This window comes from Tsuneonella aeria, from assembly GCF_009827495.1.
Taxonomy (GTDB): domain Bacteria; phylum Pseudomonadota; class Alphaproteobacteria; order Sphingomonadales; family Sphingomonadaceae; genus Tsuneonella; species Tsuneonella aeria.
Genome location: NZ_WTZA01000002.1, coordinates 585,584 through 604,874, shown reverse-complemented (window position 1 = coordinate 604,874; position 19,291 = coordinate 585,584). Strand labels below are relative to the sequence as shown.

At 66.4% G+C, this 19,291-nt stretch carries 22 protein-coding genes and 1 other RNA gene; 14 read left to right on the top strand and 9 right to left on the bottom strand.

Going from position 1 to position 19,291, the window contains the following annotated elements:
* Window position 1 precedes the first annotated feature (1 nt).
* The 5 genes from acpS to ruvX are packed head-to-tail and all read left to right on the top strand — an operon-like array spanning window position 2 to window position 4,068.
* A complete protein-coding gene (gene acpS / locus GRI40_RS13485; protein WP_160612027.1) occupies window positions 2-403 on the top strand; it encodes a holo-ACP synthase in 402 nt (133 codons plus the stop codon).
* On the top strand, window positions 361-1,299 hold the full coding sequence (gene lepB / locus GRI40_RS13480; protein WP_160612026.1) for a signal peptidase I: 939 nt from the start codon (window positions 361-363) through the stop codon (window positions 1,297-1,299). The genes acpS and lepB overlap by 43 nt, the downstream gene beginning before the upstream one ends.
* On the top strand, window positions 1,296-2,387 hold the full coding sequence (locus tag GRI40_RS13475) for an AI-2E family transporter (protein ID WP_160612025.1): 1,092 nt from the start codon (window positions 1,296-1,298) through the stop codon (window positions 2,385-2,387). The genes lepB and GRI40_RS13475 overlap by 4 nt, the downstream gene beginning before the upstream one ends.
* Window positions 2,387-3,598, top strand: coding sequence for a DUF3089 domain-containing protein (locus GRI40_RS13470; protein ID WP_160612024.1), 1,212 nt, complete (start codon window positions 2,387-2,389; stop codon window positions 3,596-3,598). The genes GRI40_RS13475 and GRI40_RS13470 overlap by 1 nt, the downstream gene beginning before the upstream one ends.
* Window positions 3,580-4,068 (top strand): Holliday junction resolvase RuvX, encoded by a 489-nt coding sequence (gene ruvX, locus GRI40_RS13465; protein ID WP_160612023.1) that lies wholly within the window; start codon window positions 3,580-3,582, stop codon window positions 4,066-4,068. Before GRI40_RS13470 ends, ruvX begins: the two co-directional genes overlap by 19 nt.
* Here ruvX and GRI40_RS13460 read toward each other — a convergent pair.
* The 5 genes from GRI40_RS13460 to GRI40_RS13440 all read right to left on the bottom strand — a co-directional run bounded on the left by GRI40_RS13460 (window position 4,065) and on the right by GRI40_RS13440 (window position 10,141).
* Window positions 4,065-4,766 carry an NAD(P)H-binding protein gene (locus GRI40_RS13460; protein ID WP_160612022.1) on the bottom strand — a complete coding sequence of 234 codons (702 nt, stop codon included), beginning with the start codon at window positions 4,764-4,766 and terminating at the stop codon, window positions 4,065-4,067. The two genes, ruvX and GRI40_RS13460, sit on opposite strands and share 4 nt — an antisense overlap.
* Window positions 4,759-5,919: a deoxyguanosinetriphosphate triphosphohydrolase gene (locus GRI40_RS13455; RefSeq protein WP_160612021.1), complete on the bottom strand. Its 1,161-nt coding sequence runs from the start codon at window positions 5,917-5,919 to the stop codon at window positions 4,759-4,761. Before GRI40_RS13455 ends, GRI40_RS13460 begins: the two co-directional genes overlap by 8 nt.
* A 131-nt stretch (window positions 5,920-6,050) precedes the next feature.
* Window positions 6,051-7,175 (bottom strand): S8 family serine peptidase, encoded by a 1,125-nt coding sequence (locus GRI40_RS13450; protein WP_160612020.1) that lies wholly within the window; start codon window positions 7,173-7,175, stop codon window positions 6,051-6,053.
* Window positions 7,176-7,284: 109 nt separating this feature from the next.
* Window positions 7,285-7,980 (bottom strand): amino acid racemase, encoded by a 696-nt coding sequence (locus tag GRI40_RS13445; RefSeq protein ID WP_160612019.1) that lies wholly within the window; start codon window positions 7,978-7,980, stop codon window positions 7,285-7,287.
* Between the two features lie 76 nt (window positions 7,981-8,056).
* Window positions 8,057-10,141 (bottom strand): malate synthase G, encoded by a 2,085-nt coding sequence (locus GRI40_RS13440; RefSeq protein ID WP_160612018.1) that lies wholly within the window; start codon window positions 10,139-10,141, stop codon window positions 8,057-8,059.
* Window positions 10,142-10,313: 172 nt separating this feature from the next.
* Between GRI40_RS13440 and GRI40_RS13435 the strand changes: the two genes are divergently transcribed.
* The 4 genes from GRI40_RS13435 (at window position 10,314) to GRI40_RS13420 (ending at window position 14,141) form a co-directional block, all read left to right on the top strand.
* Window positions 10,314-11,516 (top strand): hydrolase, encoded by a 1,203-nt coding sequence (locus GRI40_RS13435; RefSeq protein ID WP_237489189.1) that lies wholly within the window; start codon window positions 10,314-10,316, stop codon window positions 11,514-11,516.
* Complete coding sequence (locus tag GRI40_RS13430) at window positions 11,513-12,529, top strand: arginine N-succinyltransferase (protein ID WP_160612017.1); 1,017 nt, start codon at window positions 11,513-11,515, stop codon at window positions 12,527-12,529. Before GRI40_RS13435 ends, GRI40_RS13430 begins: the two co-directional genes overlap by 4 nt.
* A complete protein-coding gene (locus GRI40_RS13425; protein WP_160612117.1) occupies window positions 12,526-13,776 on the top strand; it encodes an N-succinylarginine dihydrolase in 1,251 nt (416 codons plus the stop codon). The genes GRI40_RS13430 and GRI40_RS13425 overlap by 4 nt, the downstream gene beginning before the upstream one ends.
* Before the next feature lie 119 nt (window positions 13,777-13,895).
* Window positions 13,896-14,141, top strand: coding sequence for a hypothetical protein (locus GRI40_RS13420; protein WP_160612016.1), 246 nt, complete (start codon window positions 13,896-13,898; stop codon window positions 14,139-14,141).
* 62 nt (window positions 14,142-14,203) lie between these two features.
* Here GRI40_RS13420 and ssrA read toward each other — a convergent pair.
* Window positions 14,204-14,555, bottom strand: a transfer-messenger RNA (tmRNA) gene (gene ssrA / locus GRI40_RS13415).
* A 27-nt stretch (window positions 14,556-14,582) separates the two neighbouring features.
* The gene (mscL, locus tag GRI40_RS13410) at window positions 14,583-15,008 is read right to left on the bottom strand and encodes a large conductance mechanosensitive channel protein MscL (protein ID WP_160612116.1); all 426 of its coding nucleotides are present in this window, start codon (window positions 15,006-15,008) and stop codon (window positions 14,583-14,585) included.
* A 156-nt stretch (window positions 15,009-15,164) separates the two neighbouring features.
* Between mscL and GRI40_RS13405 the strand changes: the two genes are divergently transcribed.
* From GRI40_RS13405 to GRI40_RS13385, 5 genes are read left to right on the top strand one after another with little or no spacing between them, the layout of a single operon-like run.
* On the top strand, window positions 15,165-15,842 hold the full coding sequence (locus GRI40_RS13405) for a LemA family protein (RefSeq protein ID WP_160612015.1): 678 nt from the start codon (window positions 15,165-15,167) through the stop codon (window positions 15,840-15,842).
* Between the two features lie 50 nt (window positions 15,843-15,892).
* On the top strand, window positions 15,893-16,669 hold the full coding sequence (locus GRI40_RS13400; RefSeq protein WP_160612014.1) for a TPM domain-containing protein: 777 nt from the start codon (window positions 15,893-15,895) through the stop codon (window positions 16,667-16,669).
* A 13-nt stretch (window positions 16,670-16,682) separates the two neighbouring features.
* Window positions 16,683-17,357, top strand: coding sequence for a TPM domain-containing protein (locus GRI40_RS13395; RefSeq protein WP_160612013.1), 675 nt, complete (start codon window positions 16,683-16,685; stop codon window positions 17,355-17,357).
* A 47-nt stretch (window positions 17,358-17,404) separates the two neighbouring features.
* The gene (locus GRI40_RS13390) at window positions 17,405-17,929 is read left to right on the top strand and encodes an NUDIX hydrolase (protein WP_160612012.1); all 525 of its coding nucleotides are present in this window, start codon (window positions 17,405-17,407) and stop codon (window positions 17,927-17,929) included.
* A 13-nt stretch (window positions 17,930-17,942) separates the two neighbouring features.
* Complete coding sequence (locus GRI40_RS13385) at window positions 17,943-18,725, top strand: SDR family oxidoreductase (RefSeq protein ID WP_160612011.1); 783 nt, start codon at window positions 17,943-17,945, stop codon at window positions 18,723-18,725.
* 34 nt (window positions 18,726-18,759) lie between these two features.
* Here GRI40_RS13385 and GRI40_RS13380 read toward each other — a convergent pair whose 3' ends face one another.
* Entirely contained in the window at window positions 18,760-18,978 is a 219-nt protein-coding gene (locus GRI40_RS13380) for a PspC domain-containing protein (RefSeq protein ID WP_160612010.1), read from the bottom strand.
* Window positions 18,975-19,100 carry a hypothetical protein gene (locus GRI40_RS14065; protein ID WP_272916575.1) on the bottom strand — a complete coding sequence of 42 codons (126 nt, stop codon included), beginning with the start codon at window positions 19,098-19,100 and terminating at the stop codon, window positions 18,975-18,977. The genes GRI40_RS13380 and GRI40_RS14065 overlap by 4 nt, the downstream gene beginning before the upstream one ends.
* Window positions 19,101-19,291: the final 191 nt, after the last annotated feature.

Genomic DNA, 19,291 nt, shown 5'->3' with positions numbered 1-19,291 from the left:
AGTGATCATCGGCCTCGGCTCCGACCTCACAAACATGGATCGCATCGCCAATTCGCTCGAACGCTGGGGCGAGAAGTTCGAGGCGCGCTGCTTCACCGACGTCGAGCGGGCCAAGGCGGCCCGGCGCCCCTATACCCGGGTCGGGACATTCGCGAAGCGGTGGGCGGCCAAGGAAGCCTTCGCCAAGGCCGTCGGCACGGGCTTTCGCCGCGGGGTGTTCCACAAGGACATCGGCGTGGTGAACGCGCCCAGCGGCGCGCCGACGCTGGCGCTCACGGGGGGGGCGGCGTTGCGACTTGCCGAAATGATACCGCCGGGCCATGAGCCGCGCATTCATCTCACCCTAACCGACGACAACCCATGGGCGCAGGCCTTCATCGTCATCGAGGCCCTGCCCCTGTGAACTCCCTGAGCGACACGCAACCCGTGACCAAGTCCCCGAAAAAGCGCGAGAAGATCGACTGGTTCGCGGAGGCGCGCGGCTTGGGGCTGATGCTGCTTGCGGTGCTGGCATTCCACAGCCTGCTCGCGAAGCCGTTCTACATCCCGTCGACGTCGATGGTGCCGAACCTGATGGTGGGCGACCGCCTGGTCGTGTCGAAATACCCTTATGGGTGGAGCTGGGTTTCGGCGAGCTTCCATCTCCTGCCCCGCGGCGACTGGCGGCTGTTGCCGGCAACGCCGCAGTACGGCGACATCGTGATTGCCGTGCCACCGGACCGCGACGAGGATTACATCAAGCGCGTGGTCGGCTTGCCGGGAGACCGGATCGCGGTGGTGAACGGCCAGATCGTACTCAATGGCCGGCCCGTCCCGCAGAAGGTGGAGCCCGACATCCGCATCCCGGTCGACGCTCAGCTTTGCGAAGGGCGCCCATGCCTCGGCTATTGGGACAATTTCCGGGTCCGGGGCGCGGACGGCCGGGATTATTACGAAGTGCCGGCCCTGCGCGAAACGCTGCCTAACGGCGCCACTTACCTGGTGGTCGATCACGTCGACCAGATGCTGGACAACCATCCGGAAACCGTGATTCCGGAAGGCCACGTGTTCCTGATGGGCGACAACCGCGACCATTCAGCCGACAGCCGCGCGGAAACCTGGGAACGCGGGCTGGGGGGACCGGTGCCGCTGGCCAATGTCGGCGGGCGCGCCGAATTCATCACCTTCTCGCTCGATGGGACGACGACCTTCAATCCGGCGACGTGGTGGAGTTCCTTGCGCGAAGGCCGCGCCTGGACCACGCTGAGGCCCGCCGTGGCCAACGGGCCGGACGTGAGGACTGGGGGCAAAGCGGAATGACGGAACCGGAGCACGTCGAACAGCCGGCCGAAGCCGTCGGCGTCAGTCCCACGCAGATCAGCAATCCCAAACTTCGCTACGAAGCGAACCGGGCGCTCGTCTGGGTGGCGGTCGTCGGACTTGCTGTGCTTGCCGTCTATCTCGCCCAGACGCTGCTGGTAATCTTCGGCGCGCTGGTGTTCGCATCGATGCTCGATGGCGGAGCACGCCTGCTCGGCCGCGTATTGCCCATCGGCAGATCGTGGCGCGTGTTCATCGTCATGCTGCTCGCCCTTGCGTTCACGGTCTGGCTGTTCCGCTTCGCCGGATCACAGATCGCGACGCAGGCCGCGGAATTCCCAGCGCTCATCACTGACCAGCTCGGCCGGCTTGTCGCGTTTCTGCGCACCCAGGGGCTGGAGATCGGCGAAGGCGATATCCAGAACGTCGCCAGCAGCCTGCTTAGCGGGGTCGGCACCGTGACGCGCGCAATCGGCGGTGCGTTCGGCGCGGTGACGACGATCCTGCTGATCGTCATCATCGGCATCTATCTTGCCATCGATCCCCGGCCGTACGAGCGCGGACTTTCGTGGATGATCGCGGAAGAGCACCGCGCCAAGGTGTCCGACACGCTGGGTCACATGGCCTTTACGATGCGCCGCCTGCTCGCCGGACGTCTGCTCGGCATGGCGGTGGAAGGCGTCTTCACTTATATCGCGCTGACCCTGGTAGGCGTGCCGATGGCGGCGCTGCTGGCGCTGATCACCGCACTGTTCGCATTCGTTCCGAACATCGGCGCATTCATCTCGGGCGTGTTGATGGTGCTGGTGGGCTTTTCCGGCGGCACGGAGATGGGTCTCTGGACGATCGGCATCTACATCGCGATCCAGAATTTTGACGGTTACGTGATCGTGCCGATGATCGCGAAGAAGACGGTGGACCTTGCGCCCGCGCTCGTCCTCGGCTTCCAGCTCATCATGGGTGTTCTGTTCGGCGTAATGGGCCTGACTTTCGCCGATCCCATGCTGGCGATGATCAAGGTCGCGCTCGAGCGCCGCGCCCGCAGGCTGGATGGCGACCCGCCCATGGGTGAGGAAGCGCACAGCTGATGGCCCGCAAGTTCCTCTACGCTGTTGCGATCATCATTTTCCTCGTGATCGCGGGGGCCATCGCCCTCACGATATGGTCGAAGGAAGCGACCGAGCTTGCCTTCGTGCCGCGCGGGGAATTCGTGGCCCAGCCTGCGCTCGACAGCAATGCCTATGCGGACCCGGCGATGTGGCATTCGCGGCCCGGCATGGGCGCGCAGGACCCGGCCCGTTTCGCGCCCGCCGCTGCCGAGGGCCTTCCGACCCCGCCGCGCGCGGCGGTCGAGGGCCAAGCGCCCGCCGCTTCGCCTTCTCCGGTCCTGACCCCCGTTCCCGCCGGCTCGCGCCGAGGCTTCGCGGTATTCTTCGTCCACCCGACGAGCTTCATTCAGCCCGCGATCGGTGCCGATGCGCCATGGAACGGACCGGTTGACGACCCCGAATCGTCGACCCGCGCGCGGCTGTTCCTGCGCGGCATGGCGAGCCCGTTTGCCGGAGCGGACGAGATCTGGGCACCGAAGTACCGCCAGGCCGTGTTTGGCGCGTTCCTGACCGACCGGCCGGAGGCCGCGAAGGCCCTCGATCTTGCCTACCGAGACGTGGCGCAAGCGTTCGATTTCTTCATCGCAACCGTCGATCCCGATGAACCCATCGTGCTCGCCGGCCACAGCCAGGGCGCGCTCCACACGCTGCGCTTGCTGCGGGAAAAAATCATCGGCACTCCGCTCGAAGCGCGGGTGGCGATGGTCTATCCGATCGGCTGGCCGGTGTCGGTCGCGCACGACCTTCCCGCGCTGAAGCTGCCTGCGTGCGCGACGCCCGAACAGTCGCGCTGCATCGTCACCTGGTCGACCTTCGCCGAACCGGCCGATGCCAGCCAGGTGTTCGAACGCTTCACATCCACGCCCGGCTTTGACGGGCAGCCGCGCGGCGACGGGCCGATCCTGTGCGTCAACCCGCTCACGGGCACTGCCAACGGCACCGCCCCGGCCGACGCCAATCTGGGCACGCTGAAGCCGACCGCCGACTTTTCGGATGGAGAGCTCGTCACCGGCATGGTCGGCGCGCGGTGCGATCCCGAAACCGGCCTGCTTTTGATCCCGGAGCCGGTGGATCTCGGCCCGGGCGTCCTTCCGGGGAACAATTACCATGTCTATGACATCCCGCTGTTCTGGGCGAACCTGAAGGCGGATGTCGAACGACGGCTGGCGGCATGGGCACCCGCGCGCTGATTACCGACAGCGCATTCGATTTCGCGGACCGCTTGCCTGACGGCGGCGTGCTGCTGGCACTCGATATCGGCACAAAGACCATCGGCACCGCCCTGTGCGATGCCGGGTGGCGTTTCGCAACACCGGGCAAGACTCTTCCGCGAGGCAAGTTCGGCCGTGACCGCGATGCCCTGGCATCGATCGTCGCGGAGCGGGCGGTGGGTGGAATCGTCATCGGCTTGCCGCGCAACATGGACGGCACGGAAGGACCGCGCGCGCAGGCGAGCCGCGCCTATGCCCACAATCTGGCCGAAGCGCTCTTGCTGCCGATCCTGATGTGGGACGAACGCTGGTCTACCAGCAGCGCCGAACGCGCGCTCATCGAACTCGATCTCAGCCGCGCCAAGCGCAAGGACCGGATCGACGCCCACGCCGCCGCCGTGATCCTGCAGGCCGCGATCGATGCGCTGACCGGCGGCCGTCTGGGCTAATCCCCCGCCCGCAACGGGATCGGCAATCCAGCGGCCGCACGTAAAATCGCGTCATTATCGTGCACGAACCGCCCGGCAGCCTTGCGCATCGCTAGCGTCAGGGCGGCTTTCGCCACCAACTCCGCGCGAACGGAGCGATAGGCTGAAAAGCGGCCCTGCATTGCCAGGTCGGCAAGCGGCGAGATGATGGTCGCCAGTCGCTCGCCCAGCCGCAGATCATGGCTGCGTGCACCCTTGAGCAAGCCTGGCCTCAGGATATCGAGCCGCTTGAAGCGCATGGCCTGAAGCTCCCGCTCGACCTCGCCCTTCACGCGCAGGTAGAAGTTCTTCGACCGCGCATCGGCCCCTACCGAGCTCACGGCGACGAGGCGTTCGACGCCGGCGGCTTTCGCCGCGCGGGCGGTCGCAAGCACCAGGTCCTGGTCCACCGCGCGGAACGCGGCCTCGTCCTTGCCCGACTTGCGCCATGTGGTGCCAAGCGCACAGATCAGCCCCGTCGGCCGCACCGCGTCGAACACCTCGCCCCATTTGTCGGGCTCCGCGACGAACATCTCCATGCGCGCCCCCTGCGGCAGCGGCGATTCGCGGCGCGCGACTGCGACGAGGCGCACGTCGCCCCGCCCCACCGCGAGCTTCACCACCTCACTGCCGACAAGGCCCGTTGCGCCGACCAGCGCGATGCGCAACGGATCAGACATTGCGCAGCCCCGCCGGCGCCTGGCCGAAGATGCGCACGCAGTTGTCGATCGCGTAACGGTCGGTCATGCCGGCGATGTAGTCCGCCAGATGGCGGCTCCGTTCCGGCTCCGTCGCCGGCAAGCGCGCGCCCCAGGTAGCGGGCAGCGATCCGGGATCCTGATCGAAGGCCGCGAACAGGCGCGATACCACGTCGCTCGCAGCTTCTGCCGCACCGACCTGTTCCGGGTGCAGATAAAGGCGCGCGTACATGAACTGCTTCAGGGTCCGTTCGGCCTGGGCCATGCCGGGGGAGAACGACACCAGAGGGCCGGGATGCGCGCGGACCTCCGCCACGCTGGCCACGCCTGCGATGGCACCGCGGGTCGTTTCCAGCACATCATTCACCATCGCCCCGATCTGGCTGCGGACAAGTTCGCGCAGTCGGCGGTCCACGGGCGCTGCCGGGAAGCGACGCTCCACCTCGCGGTAGCGGTCGGCCAGCAAAGGCAGCTCCATCAGGTCATCGAGCGTCAGGAAACCGGCGCGCAGCCCATCGTCGATGTCGTGGTTGTCATAGGCGATGTCATCGGCCAGGGCGGCCACCTGGGCCTCCAGGCTGGGCCAGGCGCCCAGGTCCAGGGGGAACGCCTGGTCGAGCTCGTGCATCGCCCAGTTCGGCGCGGCGAGCGGTCCGTTATGCTTCGCCAGCCCCTCCAGCACGTCCCACGAAAGATTGAGGCCCGGGTGGCCGCAGTAGGGGCTTTCCAGCCGCATCAGCACCCGCAGGGTGTGGGCGTTGTGGTCGAAGCCGCCGCGCTCGCCCATAGCGGCCTGCAGCGCTGCCTCCCCCGCATGGCCGAAAGGTGGATGGCCTATGTCATGCGCGAGGCAGAGCGCTTCCGTGAGGTCCTCGTCGAGGCCGAGCGCGCGGGCGATGACCCGGCCGATCTGGGCAACCTCCAGGCTGTGTGTCAGGCGGGTGCGATAATGATCCCCGTCCGGCGCGATGAAGACCTGGGTCTTCGACCGCAACCGGCGGAACGCGATGGAATGGATGATCCGGTCACGGTCGCGCTGGAATTCGCTCCGCGGCCCGCGGGCGCCTGCCCGGTCTTCTGCAAATTCGCGTCCACGCCCGGCGGCGGGATCGGCGGCGTAAGGGGCGCGTGTCATGTCCAGCGAGGGCGATAGGGCGGCGCGTCGGGCCCCACAACGGGAACAGTCCGGGAACGCGAAAAGGGCCGCGCATTCCCTGCACGGCCCTTCCCGTGTTCTAATCAGGTGCAGTCCACGGAAGACCGCGTTCAGCGAACGCCGATCGGGTCTGCCCTGCCGTCGGGATCGTTGGTGACCGTCCCGCCGCTCCTCACCGTGCCGAGGAGCATCAGGCCGGCGAAGTGCGGCGATGCCATCGAGGTGCCGCTGATCGTGGCATACCCGCCGTCCTTGTAGGTGGATGGAATGGACACGCCAGGCTCCGCCCATGCCACGTCGGCGCCGTAATTGGAGAAGCTTGCGAACGTATCACCCTTGGCGAAAGCAGAGATGGTGAAAATATTGTCTGCCGCCGAAACGCCGCCTACCCGCGCGGGCGAGTGGTTGTCTGCGTCGTCGCTTTCGTTGCCCGCGGCGAGCGCGAACTTCACCGTGCCGGCGGCAGCGATAACCGCCTCGTCGAGCGCGGCGGACACCGGCCCACCCAGGCTCATATTGGCGACATCGCCCGCCTTGCCCTGTGCCGCGACGTAATCGACGCCCGCGATCACGCCGGAATAGGCGCCCGACCCGCGCCGGTCGAGCACGCGCACGGCAACCACGGTCGCCCCCGCGGCAATTCCGATCACACCGATCGAGTTATCCTTCGCGGCGATCGTGCCGGCAACGTGCGTGCCGTGTCCATTTTCGTCTTTCCAGCCGTTGCGCGACCCGGTGAAGTCGCGGCTGCGCGCCTGGTCGACAGTGAGATCGGGATGACTGCCGTCGATGCCGCTGTCGATCACCCATGCGGTCTTGCCGACGCCCGAAGCCGATCCGCCCACCCGGGTGATGCCCCACGGCGTGCTCTGGCCAGCAGGTGTTCCGGTGCCCGGCTTGGCGTTGATGACGATCGGGCCGAGGCTGGCGACCTGGTCCTGTTCGCAAAAAGCGATCGCAGGGTTCGACCGGCGCATCGCGGTGACCGCATTTTCCGACATGTTCGCGGCGAATCCGCGGATCGTGTTGCGGTACACGAACTTCACGTTGCCGCCGTGTGCCCGCACCGCTGCGGCTGCGCGGCCGGGGGCGTCGTCCTTGGACACGCGGTCTTTCTTGAACACGCAGATATACGATCCGGCAATCTTCTCGGCGTGCGCCGGCGAGGCGATCATGGCCATGGCGATGGCGCCCGCACTCACGACCGCAAGGCGGCCTGCAACCCAGTTCTTCATGTGTGGATCCTCCCTCAAAAAGTGTCCGGAAGATGCCGGATGTTTCGGGAAAGAAAAGCGGGAATCGGCGGTATCCACAGACGGGGCGCGCGCCCGGAGAAAAGGCGGTTCAGTCCTCCGCCAGCATCCATTCCACCGCCGCGGCAGCGTGGATACGGGTGGAATCGAACACCGGCAGCACGTTGGCATCGATATCCACGATCATCGCCAGTTCGGTGCAGGCGAGCACGATGGCCCCGGCACCGTCCTGCTGCTTGCGCGTGATCCAGGTCTTCAGCGTCCGTTCCGCCTCGCGCGTGACCTTGCCGCGCATCAGCTCTTCATAGATGATGCGGTCGATCTCGTCCGCCATCGCAAGGTCGGGCGGCATCAGGTCGATATCATGCGCGACCAGCCGCTCGCGGTAGAACCGCTCCGTCATCACGTTGCGCGTGCCGATGAGCGCGGCGTTGGTTGCCCCGGCGGCTTGCATCGCCGCGCCGACGCAATCAGCGATATGGAACACAGGGACGTTCACCGCGGCGGCCACCCGGTCGTGCACCTTGTGCATCGAGTTCGCGCAGATCAGCAGGCCCTGCGCGCCGGCCGCCTCCAGCCGCCGGGCGCTGTCACCGAGTGTGCCCGCGGCGCGATCCCAGTCCGCCTGATCGACGAGGCCCCACAGGCGTGAGAAGTCGAGGCTTTCGATAAGCAGCGGCGCGCTCGCCATGGCCGTGGTCCGGCGGCGGACGCCGCGGTTGAGATGCTCGTAATAATCACGGGTCGAAACCCAGCTCATCCCTCCGATCAGGCCCAGCGTGCGCACGTTGCTTTCATTCCTCCCGATTGAGGCGCGCCCTTACGGCAGAGCGCCGGACGCGGCAAACCCGGAAAGACAGGTTTCAGCCGGCCTTGGCGCGCATGCGCCAAGCGTGAAGCAGCGGTTCGGTATACCCGCTTGGCTGCTCCACGCCTTTGAACACGAGGTCGCACGCTGCGCGAAAAGCCGGCCCGTCCTCATTGGCGGCGAGCGGCAGGTAGCCGGCGTCCCCGGCGTTCTGCGCGTCCACTTTCGCCGCCATCCGTCGCAGGCTGTCCATGACCTGTTCGCGTGTGCAGACGCCGTGGAGCAACCAGTTGGACATATGCTGACTGGATATCCGCAAGGTCGCGCGGTCTTCCATCAGGCCGACATCGTGGAGGTCGGGCACCTTGGAGCACCCGACCCCCTGGTCAACCCACCGCACGACGTAGCCGAGCAGCCCCTGGGCGTTGTTGTCCAGTTCTTCGCGGATATCTTCCGCCGACCAGTTGGCGCCCTGCGCCACGGGTATATCAAGCAATCCGTCGAGCCCGGGCGCCTCCCCCAGTTCCTTCTGCCGTTCGAACACGTCCATCGTGTGATAATGCGTGGCATGGAGCGTGGCCGCCGTCGGCGAAGGGACCCAGGCGGTGTTCGCACCGGCCTCCAGGTGGCCGATCTTCTGCACCATCATGTCGCGCATCATGTCGGGCGCGGCCCACATTCCCTTGCCGATCTGCGCCCTGCCCGACAGGCCGTGCCGCAGGCCGATGGCGACGTTGCGCGCCTCGTAGGATCGCAGCCACCGCGATGTCTTCATCTCCGCCTTGCGGATCATCGGTCCGGCCTGCATCGACGTGTGAATCTCGTCACCGGTGCGGTCGAGGAAGCCGGTGTTGATGAAGACGATGCGGTCTTTTACTGCATGGATGCACGCGGCGAGGTTGGCGCTGGTGCGGCGCTCCTCGTCCATGACGCCGACCTTGATGGTGTGACGCGGCAGTTCGAGCAGATCCTCAACCGCGTCGAACAAGTCGTTGGTAAACGCGCATTCTTCGGGTCCGTGCTGCTTGGGCTTCACGATGTAGATGCTGCCGGTGCGGCTGTTGGGCCATTTGCCCAACCTTGCCACGTCGTGCGCGCCGATGGCGCTGGTGAAGACCGCGTCCATGATGCCTTCGGGCACCTCAGACCCATCGGGCAGTCGGATGGCGGGATTGGTCATCAGGTGTCCCACGTTCCGCACAAACAGCAAGCTGCGTCCGGGCAACGTGGCATCGCCGGCCGCGACATCGCCGGCCAGCCGACGAGTCAGTTGCTCTCCGCCTTTCTCGAACGTTTCCGCGAGGTCGCCGCGGATGACCCCGAGCCAGTTGCGATAAGCCGCCAGCTTGTCCGCCGCGTCCACCGCCGCGACGGAATCCTCGAGGTCGACGATCGTCGTGAGCGCACTTTCCAGGATCACGTCGGAGATTCCCGCCGCATCGCCACTCCCCACCGGGGTGTCGCTGTCGAACACCACGTGGATATGCAGGCCGTTGTTGGCGAACATGTGCCCCTTGTCCGTCGCGCCCACAAACTGCGCCGGGTCGGCGAGGTCGATATCGTCCGGGCCCGCAAGCGCCGACCAGCTTTTCCCATCTGCCAGCGGCAGCGCCCCGTCGAGGAAGCCGCGCGCCGCAGCGATAACCGCCGCGCCGCGCTCCGCATCATAACCGCCGGGCCGCGCGGGCGGCGCTTCGAGGGCATCGGTACCGTAATAGGCGTCATACAGGCTGCCCCAGCGCGCGTTGGCGGCATTAAGCAGAAACCGCGCATTGAGGACCGGCACCACGAGCTGCGGCCCGGCCATCGTCGCGATCTCGGGATCGACGTTGCGCGTGCCGATGGTGAACGGTTCGGGCTCCGGCACGAGGTAACCGATCTCTTCCAGAAAGGTGCGATAGGCCTGCGCATCGTGCGGCTGCCCGCGCCCCCCCCGGTGCCACTCATCGATCCGCACCTGGAGCTCTTCCCGCGTGGCCAGCAGCGCGCGGTTCCGCGGCGCGTATTCGTCCAACAGCGCCGCAAATCCCTCCCAGAACCGCGCCGCATCCCGGCCGAGAGGCGCAAGGACATCGCGGTCGATGAATTCCGCCAGAGCGGCATCGACAGTCAGTCCGGCTTTGGAAACGGTATCGCTCACGTCAGTCCCTCGCACTTGCTGGCCGGCGCGCAACGATCGGGCGCGCGTCGGTGGTTTAGCCTATCGTCCGGGGAGGAAGCGAGCTGCGCCTATGGCCAACTCGCGCGCGTGATGCAACAGCAGCCGGCAGGGGTTGGAGGCCGGCTCTCGCGCGGCTAGGAGGCGGTTGCAGATGAAACGTGTTCCCGCCAGGATTGCCTACGGAATCGACGCCGACGCCATGCTGGCGCAGACCCGGTCGTGGAGCGCGATCAATACAGGAACCGCCAACCTCGAAGGGTTGTCGCGCCAATGGGACATGCTGGCCGACGCGTTCAGCGACTTGCCCGGCACGTTGGCCGACGTGCGCCCTCGGCCCGTCACGGCGATCGCCCCCGACGGCAGCATGCGAGAGATCGCGCACGGATCGCACATGGTCCTCCGCGTCCGGCCCGATGCTGCGCGCCGCGTGCTTCTGACCGGGCACATGGATACCGTATTTCCTGCGGACCATCCCTTCCAGGAACAGCGCTGGATCGACGCCGAGACGCTCAACGGCCCCGGCCTGGCAGACATGAAGGGCGGGATCGCGGCGATCCTGCATGCCCTCCTCGCCTTCGAGCAGACGGAGGATGCAGCGCGTCTCGGTTACGACGTGATGATCAATTCTGACGAGGAGACCGGATCGCTTTCCTCCGCGGCGCTTATCGCCGATCTCGCCCGGGGCAAGCACGCCGCGCTGACCTATGAGCCCAGCGCCCTTCCCGACGGCACGCTGGCCCATGCGCGTGGTGGTTCAGGCAACTTCAGCGTGGTCGTGACCGGTCGCTCGGCGCACGCGGGGCGCAACCCTGACGAAGGGCGCAATGCGCTGGTCGCCGCCGCCGACCTCGCCGTGCGGCTGAAGGCACTGGGACACGCCGGCCTGTCGGTGAACCCGGCCAGGATCGAAGGCGGGGCCGCCAACAACGTGGTGCCCGATCATGCCGTGTTGCGATTCAATATCCGGCCAAAGTCTGTCGAGGCAGCCGAGAAATTCCAGCGCGATTTCAGTGCACTGCTGCACGACATTGAAACCGCGCACGAAGTGTCGGTGCGCAGCCATGGCGGCATCACCCGCCCGCCGAAGCCCGTCGACGCCCGCGCGCAGAAGCTGTTCGACCTGGTGCGCGATTGTGGCGCGGAGCTGGGCCAGGAGATTGGCTGGCAGCCGTCGGGCGGGGTGTGCGACGGCAACAACATCGCCGCCTGCGGCGTGCCGGTGGTCGACACGATGGGCGTACGCGGCGGCGCGATCCATTCGCCCGATGAATTCCTGATCGTACCCAGCCTCGCCGAGCGCGCGGCGCTTTCGGCGCTCGTCCTCACCCGCCTCGCTTCCGGAGACCTTGCTTGACGTTTCGCCTGCGCGCCGCACACCCCGACGACCTCGAGCCGCTTTACGAAATGGCCAAGCTGACCGGCGGCGGCTTCACCAATCTGCCGGCCGACCGCAATTCCCTGGCCGCCAAGCTCGAGCGCGCGGAGGACGCATTCCGGCGCGACGAGGAGGGGGTGGCCGACGAACAGTTCGTGCTGGTGCTGGAGAACACCGCGACCGGCGAAGTGCGGGGCACCTGCCAGGTCATGACCCAGGTGGGCCAGCGTTGGCCGTTCTATTCCTACCGCATCACCACGCTCACCCAGCAATCGCAGGAATTGCAGCGCACGGTCCGTGCCGACCTGTTGAGCCTGGTCACCGATCTCGAAGGCTCAAGCGAAGTCGGAGGCCTGTTCCTCCACCCCAGCGAACGCGCCGGCGGGCTCGGCCTGTTGCTCGCGCGTAGCCGCTATCTGTTCATAGCGATGCACCGTTCGCGCTTTGCCGACCGCATTCTGGCGGAACTGCGCGGCATCATCGACGAACGCGGCGGTTCGCCATTCTGGGACGGGGTCGCCGGCCGTTTCTTCGGCATGACCTTTCAGGAAGCGGACTATTTCAACGCGATCAACGGCAACCAGTTCATCGCGGACCTTATGCCCAAGCACCCGGTTTACATTGCGATGTTGGAAGAATCGGCCCGCACCGCGATTGGCATGCCGCACCCCACGGGCCGTGCGGCGATGCGCATGCTGGAGGAAGAAGGATTCCGGCACGACGGCTACGTCGATATTTTCGATGGAGGCCCGACGATGACCGCCCGCACCAGCGACGTGAAATCCGTGCGCGAGGCCCGGCCCACGCGGATTTCCCACGCGAACCTCGACATCGGCGAACGCGCGATCATCGCAACAGGCGCGTTGGGCACGTTTCGCGCCGCATTCGGCATGCGCGATATCCAGCCCGACGGGACGGTGGAGATCGACCGGATTTCCGCCGGCGTGTTGGAAGTGGGCGAAGGCGACATGGTGTGGAGCGTCCCGCGTTGACCGTGCAGGAGATCAATTTCGACGGGATCGTCGGACCAAGTCACAACTATGCGGGCCTGAGCACCGGGAACCTTGCCGCCACCCGGCATGCCGGCGACGTCAGCTATCCGCGCGCGGCGGCGTTGCAGGGGATTGCCAAGATGCGCCACAACCTGGCGCTGGGTTTGGCGCAGGGATTTTTCGTGCCATTGCCCCGGCCCAACCCTTTATACTTGCGGCGGCTTGGGGCAGACGCGGGAGCGGAGCCGGCGCTCACCGCCGCGGCGTGGTCGGCGTCATCGATGTGGACGGCCAACGCGGCCACGGTCAGCCCCTCAGCCGATACCGCCGACGGACGTTGCCACCTCACCCCTGCCAACCTCGTCACCATGCCGCACCGGGCTCAGGAGTGGCCCGATACTGCGCGCCAACTCGCCGTGGCTTTTGCGGACACGGCCCACTTTGCACTCCACGACCCGGTGCCCCCGAGCTACGGCGACGAGGGCGCTGCCAACCACATGCGCCTGGCCGAGCGGCACGACGCGCCAGGGGTGGAAGTGTTCGTTTATGGCCGCAGCGGTGGCGCCTTCCCTGCGCGCCAGCACGAGCAGGCGAGCCGTGCGGTCGCCCGCCTCCACGGGCTTGACCCGGATCGCTCGGTCTTCATCGAACAGAACCCTGCGGCCATCGCCGCCGGCGCGTTCCACAACGACGTGGTGGCCGTCGCCAACGGGCCGGTCCTGTTCACGCATGCCGAAGCCTTCGCGAACCAGGAGGCCGCCTACGAAGCGATGCGCGCGGCATTTCCCGCCTTGGAGATCGTGGAGGTGCCCTCATCGGCCGTCTCCCTGACCGAGGCGATCCGCACCTACCTGTTCAATGCGCAGCTCGTCACTCTGCCGGCAGGCGAGATGGCGCTGATCGTGCCGACGGAATGCGTAGAAAGCCCCGCGGTCTCGCAGTGGCTCTCGGCAATGCTCGCCGGCAACGGGCCGATCCGGCAGGTCCGGCCGGTGGACGTCCGGCAATCGATGGCAAACGGGGGCGGCCCTGCCTGCCTGCGCCTGCGCGTCGTGGCGGACCCGGCAACGATTGACCCTCGGTTTCTCCTCGAGTCGGCCGGCGCGGACCGTATCGAGGCAGTCATCGCGCGCGAATGGCCCGAACAGATTGACCCCTCCGACATCGGCAGCGAGGCCCTCGCCGCCAGCGTCACGGCGGCGCGGTTGTCCCTTCTCGAAACACTCGGATTAAGCGAGCTCGGTTAACGCGTTTGACCCGCTGACGGAGCGTTTTACACTCTCACCATCGTTAACCTTCGTAAGACGCGGAACCGTGCAACTGGCACGGTTGTTGCTCTTCATGACGTTAAGGATTGTGAGAGCTTATGCTGAAGAAAATCGGCCGCCTGTTCGTCATCAAGACGCGCTTCGAAGCGTGCCTGATCATCTTCGCGCTGGCTCTCGGCGCGGTGGAGCGCGGCTCGGCGTATCTCGAACAGATACCCGGTTTCGGCGGCAAGCTGCTGTTTCTGGCGGCGACGGGATCGGTGTTCCTGGCCGGGGCCAAGATCTTCGATTGCATCCGCTACGAGAACCAGCGCCGGGACGCGGAGAGCCCGCAGCCCGGCTGAGGGGTGCTGACCGGCAGTGCACGAGGGTGGGGGATTCTGTTGCTAGGCTCCCCCGGGCCCCCGGTTTCCGATTCTGTTACCCGGTTCGGTCCGAACCGTGCTCAAGTCCTTGTAAGATCAGGCCGTTAGGCCGTCAGATTACGCAGCGAGAGCAAGTGCTTCGTTGTCGTTGGCACTTGTGAGTTTTGAGCCTTGAACGGGTTACTCAGCCCGGGCGAAAACAATGCTTTTCAACACACGTCGATCCTGGTTCGGCCCCGTCATGTCCCCCGGGCCTGGCCCGGGGAAAGTGGTGGAGCCGCCGGGTACTGCCCCCGGGTCCGCTGCGCCTATTGCACACTGCACTTTATCGCCATAGCCGGCCCGAAAGCCGGCAACGCCCGATATAGGCATTGCCGCATGAATGTGAAGTGACTTCGGCAACGGCCGGGGCCACCCCCTTCAGGTGCGACGGCGAAGCTCGTCGCGGATTTCGGCCAGGAGCTCGACTTCGGTCGGTCCCGCGGGCGCATCGGGCTGCCTGCGCATCGCCTTGTTGGCGGCCTTCACGATCAGGAAGATGATGAAGGCGATGATCAGGAAGTTGACCGCGGCAGTCACGAACTGGCCGTATCCGATCATGGCCACGCCCGCCGCCTTCAGCGCGGCATAGCTTGTCGGGTCTCCGGAGAAGTCCGCCGGAATCGGGCCCAGCCGGATGAAGTAGTTCGCAAAGTCGAGCCCACCGAACACCGCGCCGATAACGGGCATGATGACGTCTTCTGTCAGCGAAGTGACGATGCTGCCGAACGCGGCGCCGATGACCACCGCAACGGCGAGATCGAGCACGTTGCCCCGCGCGATGAATTCCCTGAATTCTGCAAGCATAGACTGCCCTTCATGTTCAGCGACCCGGCTCATGTTTTCTTTCCGGAAGATGCGCGCGTCAATCGTCCATTCGCCTTGAACCCCGGCTAGGGTGTGCTAGACCGGCAACACAGGCCGGGTCTTCCGGCGACTTGCACAAAGGGTTACCGGAAAAAGATGACCTTCAACGCCATCCGCCGCGCCGCGATCGTCGTGCTCGCCGCCGCCGGCCTCGCATCGTGCGGGATCAACTCGATCCCGACCAAGGAAGAAACCGCCAAGGCTCGCTGGGCCGACGTGGAGGCCGCCTTCCAGGAACGCGCCAACCTCGTCCCCAACCTCGCCGAAGTCGCGCGCGGCGCGGCCGAGCAGGAGCGCGGCATCCTGACCGACGTGATCGAGGCGCGTGCCCGCGCCACCAGCGTCCAGATAAGCGGCGACGATCTGACCGATCCTGCCAAGATGGCCGAATTCCAGCAGGCGCAGGCGCAGCTCAGCAGCGGCCTCGGTCGCCTGCTCGCCAACTTCGAAGCCTATCCCGAACTGAAGTCGATCACCAATTACCAGATGCTCCAGGGCCAGCTGGAAGGGACCGAGAACAAGGTCCGCATCGCGATCCGCGACTATAACGAGGCGGTGCGCGACTATAACACCGAGATCCGCACGTTCCCGAGCGCGATCGGCGCGAACGTGATCTATGGTGCGAAACCGATCGTGCCCTACCAGGCGACGACTCCCGGTGCGGAAGTCGCCCCCACGCTCGACATGACGCCGAACGGATCGGCTACTCGTCCGGCCGCCGGTGCCAATGACAATACGGCGCCTGCGCCGACGGCCACCGCCGTCAATAATTGAGCCGAAGCGTGCGCGCGCTTGCGCTCTGTTTCGCGTGGCTGGCGATGCTGATGGCGTCGCCAGCCACGGCGCAGACGTTCCCGGCGCTGGCCGGGCGGGTGACCGACGCCGCGAACATCCTGCCGCCCGCGGAGGAGGCCGCGCTCGACGCCAAGCTCGCGCAATTCGAAGCGCGCACCGACCGGCAGTTCGTGGTCGCGACGGTGCCCAGCCTCGAAGGTTACGACATCGCCGACTATGGTTACCGCCTGGGGCGCGAGTGGGGGATCGGCGACGAACAGCGCAACGACGGCGTGATCCTCCTGGTCGCGCCCAACGATCGCAAGGTGCGGATCGAGGTCGGTTACGGGTTGGAGCCGGTGCTGACCGATGGCTATTCCACGCTGATCGTCCAGAACACGATCCTGCCCCGCTTCCGTGACGGAAACATGTCAAAAGGAATTCTTGACGGGGCCGATGCGATAATAAAACAGCTCGAATTGCCTGCAGAGGAAGCCGCGCAAGTCGCGCAGCGGGCCGAAGCCCGGGCGAGCGAGCGCGATGGCGGCTTTCCCATCGGCGGCCTGATCTGGATCGGCTTCCTGTTCCTGTTCTTCATCCTGCCGCTGTTTCGCGGGGCCCGCCGGGGCAAGCGGTACAACGGCACCGTCACCGGCAACGTGGTCGGCGACATCATCCTGTGGGAAGCGGGCAAGGCGATCGCGCGCGGCGCATCGGGCAACAGCGGCTGGGGCGGCGGCTTTGGCGGAGGCGGCGGTTTCGGCGGCGGCGGGTTCTCCGGCGGCGGCGGCAGCTTCGGCGGCGGCGGCGCATCCGGCGGATGGTAGGCAGGGGCGCCTGATGGCATATCTGAACGAGGCTCAGCACGCGCGGATTTCCGCGGCGGTCGCCGCGGCCGAAGAACATACCGCGGGCGAGATCGTGACCGTCCTGGCCGACCGGTCGGACGGATACAGCGATATCCAGCTTGGCTGGGCGATCGCAGCGGCGACCACGGCGCTCGCGGTCCTGACGCTGTTTCCCGATTTCTTCCTGGGTATCGTGGACCGCGTGCTGGGCGGGTGGAACCACCAGTGGCATCCGCAGGCGGTGCTGTCGCTGGCGCTGGCGATAGTGATCCTGAAATTCCTGGCGGTATGGGCGATCCAGTTCTGGCAGCCGCTCCGCTTCGCGCTGATCCCCGGCCCGGTGAAGAAGGCCCGGGTGCGCGAGGCCGCGGTGCGCAAGTTCAAGGTGGGGGCGGAGCGCCGGACTCACGGGCGCACCGGCGTGCTGCTGTATCTTTCCATGCGCGAACACCGCGCGGAGATCGTCGCGGACGAAGCGATCGCTTCGAAAGTACCTGCCGAGGTATGGGGCGGGGCAATGGCCGACATGCTGTCCCACATCCGCGAAGGCCGCATCGCCGAAGGGCTGATCGCCGGGGCCAGCGACGTCGGCCACGTGCTGGCCGAACACTTCCCCCGCAGCGACGATGACGTGAACGAACTGCCCGACCGTCTGATAGAAGTCTGATCGTCGGCGATGGCGCGGCGCCGTCACCGCTCAAAGGAAAAGCCCCCATGGACCAGGACGCGCCGGAACATATCGTCTGGCAGGGCCGCTTCATCACCGTGAAGCAGAAAGGCCGGTGGGAATACGTCGGGCGCGCCCGCGGCATCCGCGCGGCCGCGATCCTGGCGATAGACGATGGCCATATCCTGCTGGTCGAGCAGTACCGCGTCCCGCTCGGCAAGCCCTGCCTGGAGCTTCCCGCCGGGCTGGTCGGCGATCTCGACGACACCGCCGGTGAAGACGTGCTGGCGGCCGCGGCGCGCGAACTGGAGGAGGAGACCGGCTGGCGCGCCGCATCGCTTTCCATCGCGGGCGAATATTACAGCTCGCCCGGCATGGTCAGCGAACATTTCACCCTCGTCTGCGCGAGCGAACTCACCCGCACCGGCCCCGGCGGCGGCACGGAGGGCGAGGACATCACCGTGCACCGCGTCCCCCTTGCCGAGCTTGCGGATTTCGTTGAAGACCGCCGCAAGGCCGGCGTCGGGATCGACGTGCGCATAATGGGGCTGCTGCTGACAGCCCTGGCCTGACGGGAGAATTGCGATGGCGGGACGGGTTGCGGGCAAGCTGGCGCTGGTGACCGGCGCGGCCCAGGGCCTTGGCGCCGCGCATTGCGAAGTCCTGGCGCGGGAAGGCGCGCGGGTCCTGTGCACCGATATCAACGGCGAGGGGGCCGAGGCGACGGCGGCGGCGATCAACGCGGAGCGGGGGGCCGGCACCGCTTTCTCCATGCGGCACGATGTCACCAGCGCGGAAGACTGGGACGCGGCGATCGCCCTTGCCGGCGACGTGCTGGGCGGCCTGTCGGTGCTGGTCAACAACGCCGGCGTCGGCGTGCGCGGGAACATTGAGACGTGCACGCTGGAAGAATGGCGCCGGGGGTTCGCGATCAACGTGGATTCCGTATTCCTCGGTTGCCAGAAGGCACTGCCGCTGATGAAGGATCACCAGCCCGGCTCCATCGTCAACATCAGCTCCATCGCCGGCCTGATCGCCAGCGACACGATGCCGGGTTACAACGCCAGCAAGGCGGCGGTGTGGATGCTGTCGAAATCGATCGCACTGCATTGCGCCAAGATGGGCTGGAACATCCGCTGCAACTCTGTTCATCCGACTTTTGTCGATACCCCGATCCTCGATGGCATCGCGGCGGGCAGCGGGCGCGAGAAGAGCGTGATCATGGATAAACTGGCGCGGCAGATCCCGCTGAAGCGCGTGGGCGAACCGCGCGAGATCGCCGATGGCGTGCTGTTCCTCGCCAGTGACGAGAGCAGCTTCATGACCGGCGCCGAGCTGAAGCTGGACGGCGGCATCAGCGCGATGTGAAGGGGAAAGGGCGCAAGGTCTCCCCCGCGCCCTCTCAGTCGGCGATCAGGGCGATCGCCAGGTAAACCAGGATCAGCGATCCCAGGCCGAGCAGCGTGCCGGCGACAAAGGCGACCCGCACGATCATCGGGTCGATGCCGGCCCAGCGTGCAATCCCGGCGCAGACGCCCGAGATCTTCGCGTTCTGCCGGTCGAGCCGAAATCCCTGCTCGACCGGGCTGACCGGGGGGCGTTCGCGTTCCAGCGCGCTCATGCGACGACGCCGGGAAGCAGGACGCCCTGGTTGGCGGGGGCGATCGCGGTGGCGAACATCACCAGGCTGAAGGCGAGCGAGAAGACCGCGGCGGCGATCTTATTGTGGAGGGCCTGCATCATGAAAACTCCTTGTCCAAGCTATTGTCCGGCGGACCATCCGGCGGATGCAGACATGTTTGCAATGGCCGTGCCAATTCGCGAAAACCGCGGAATTCAGCCATTTTCGGAAAGCCCAACGTGGATGCGAGATTAACCGATTGCTCAGCTTCGGGAAATTTCGCCACTATTTGGGATCGCGTTTCCGGCCTGCG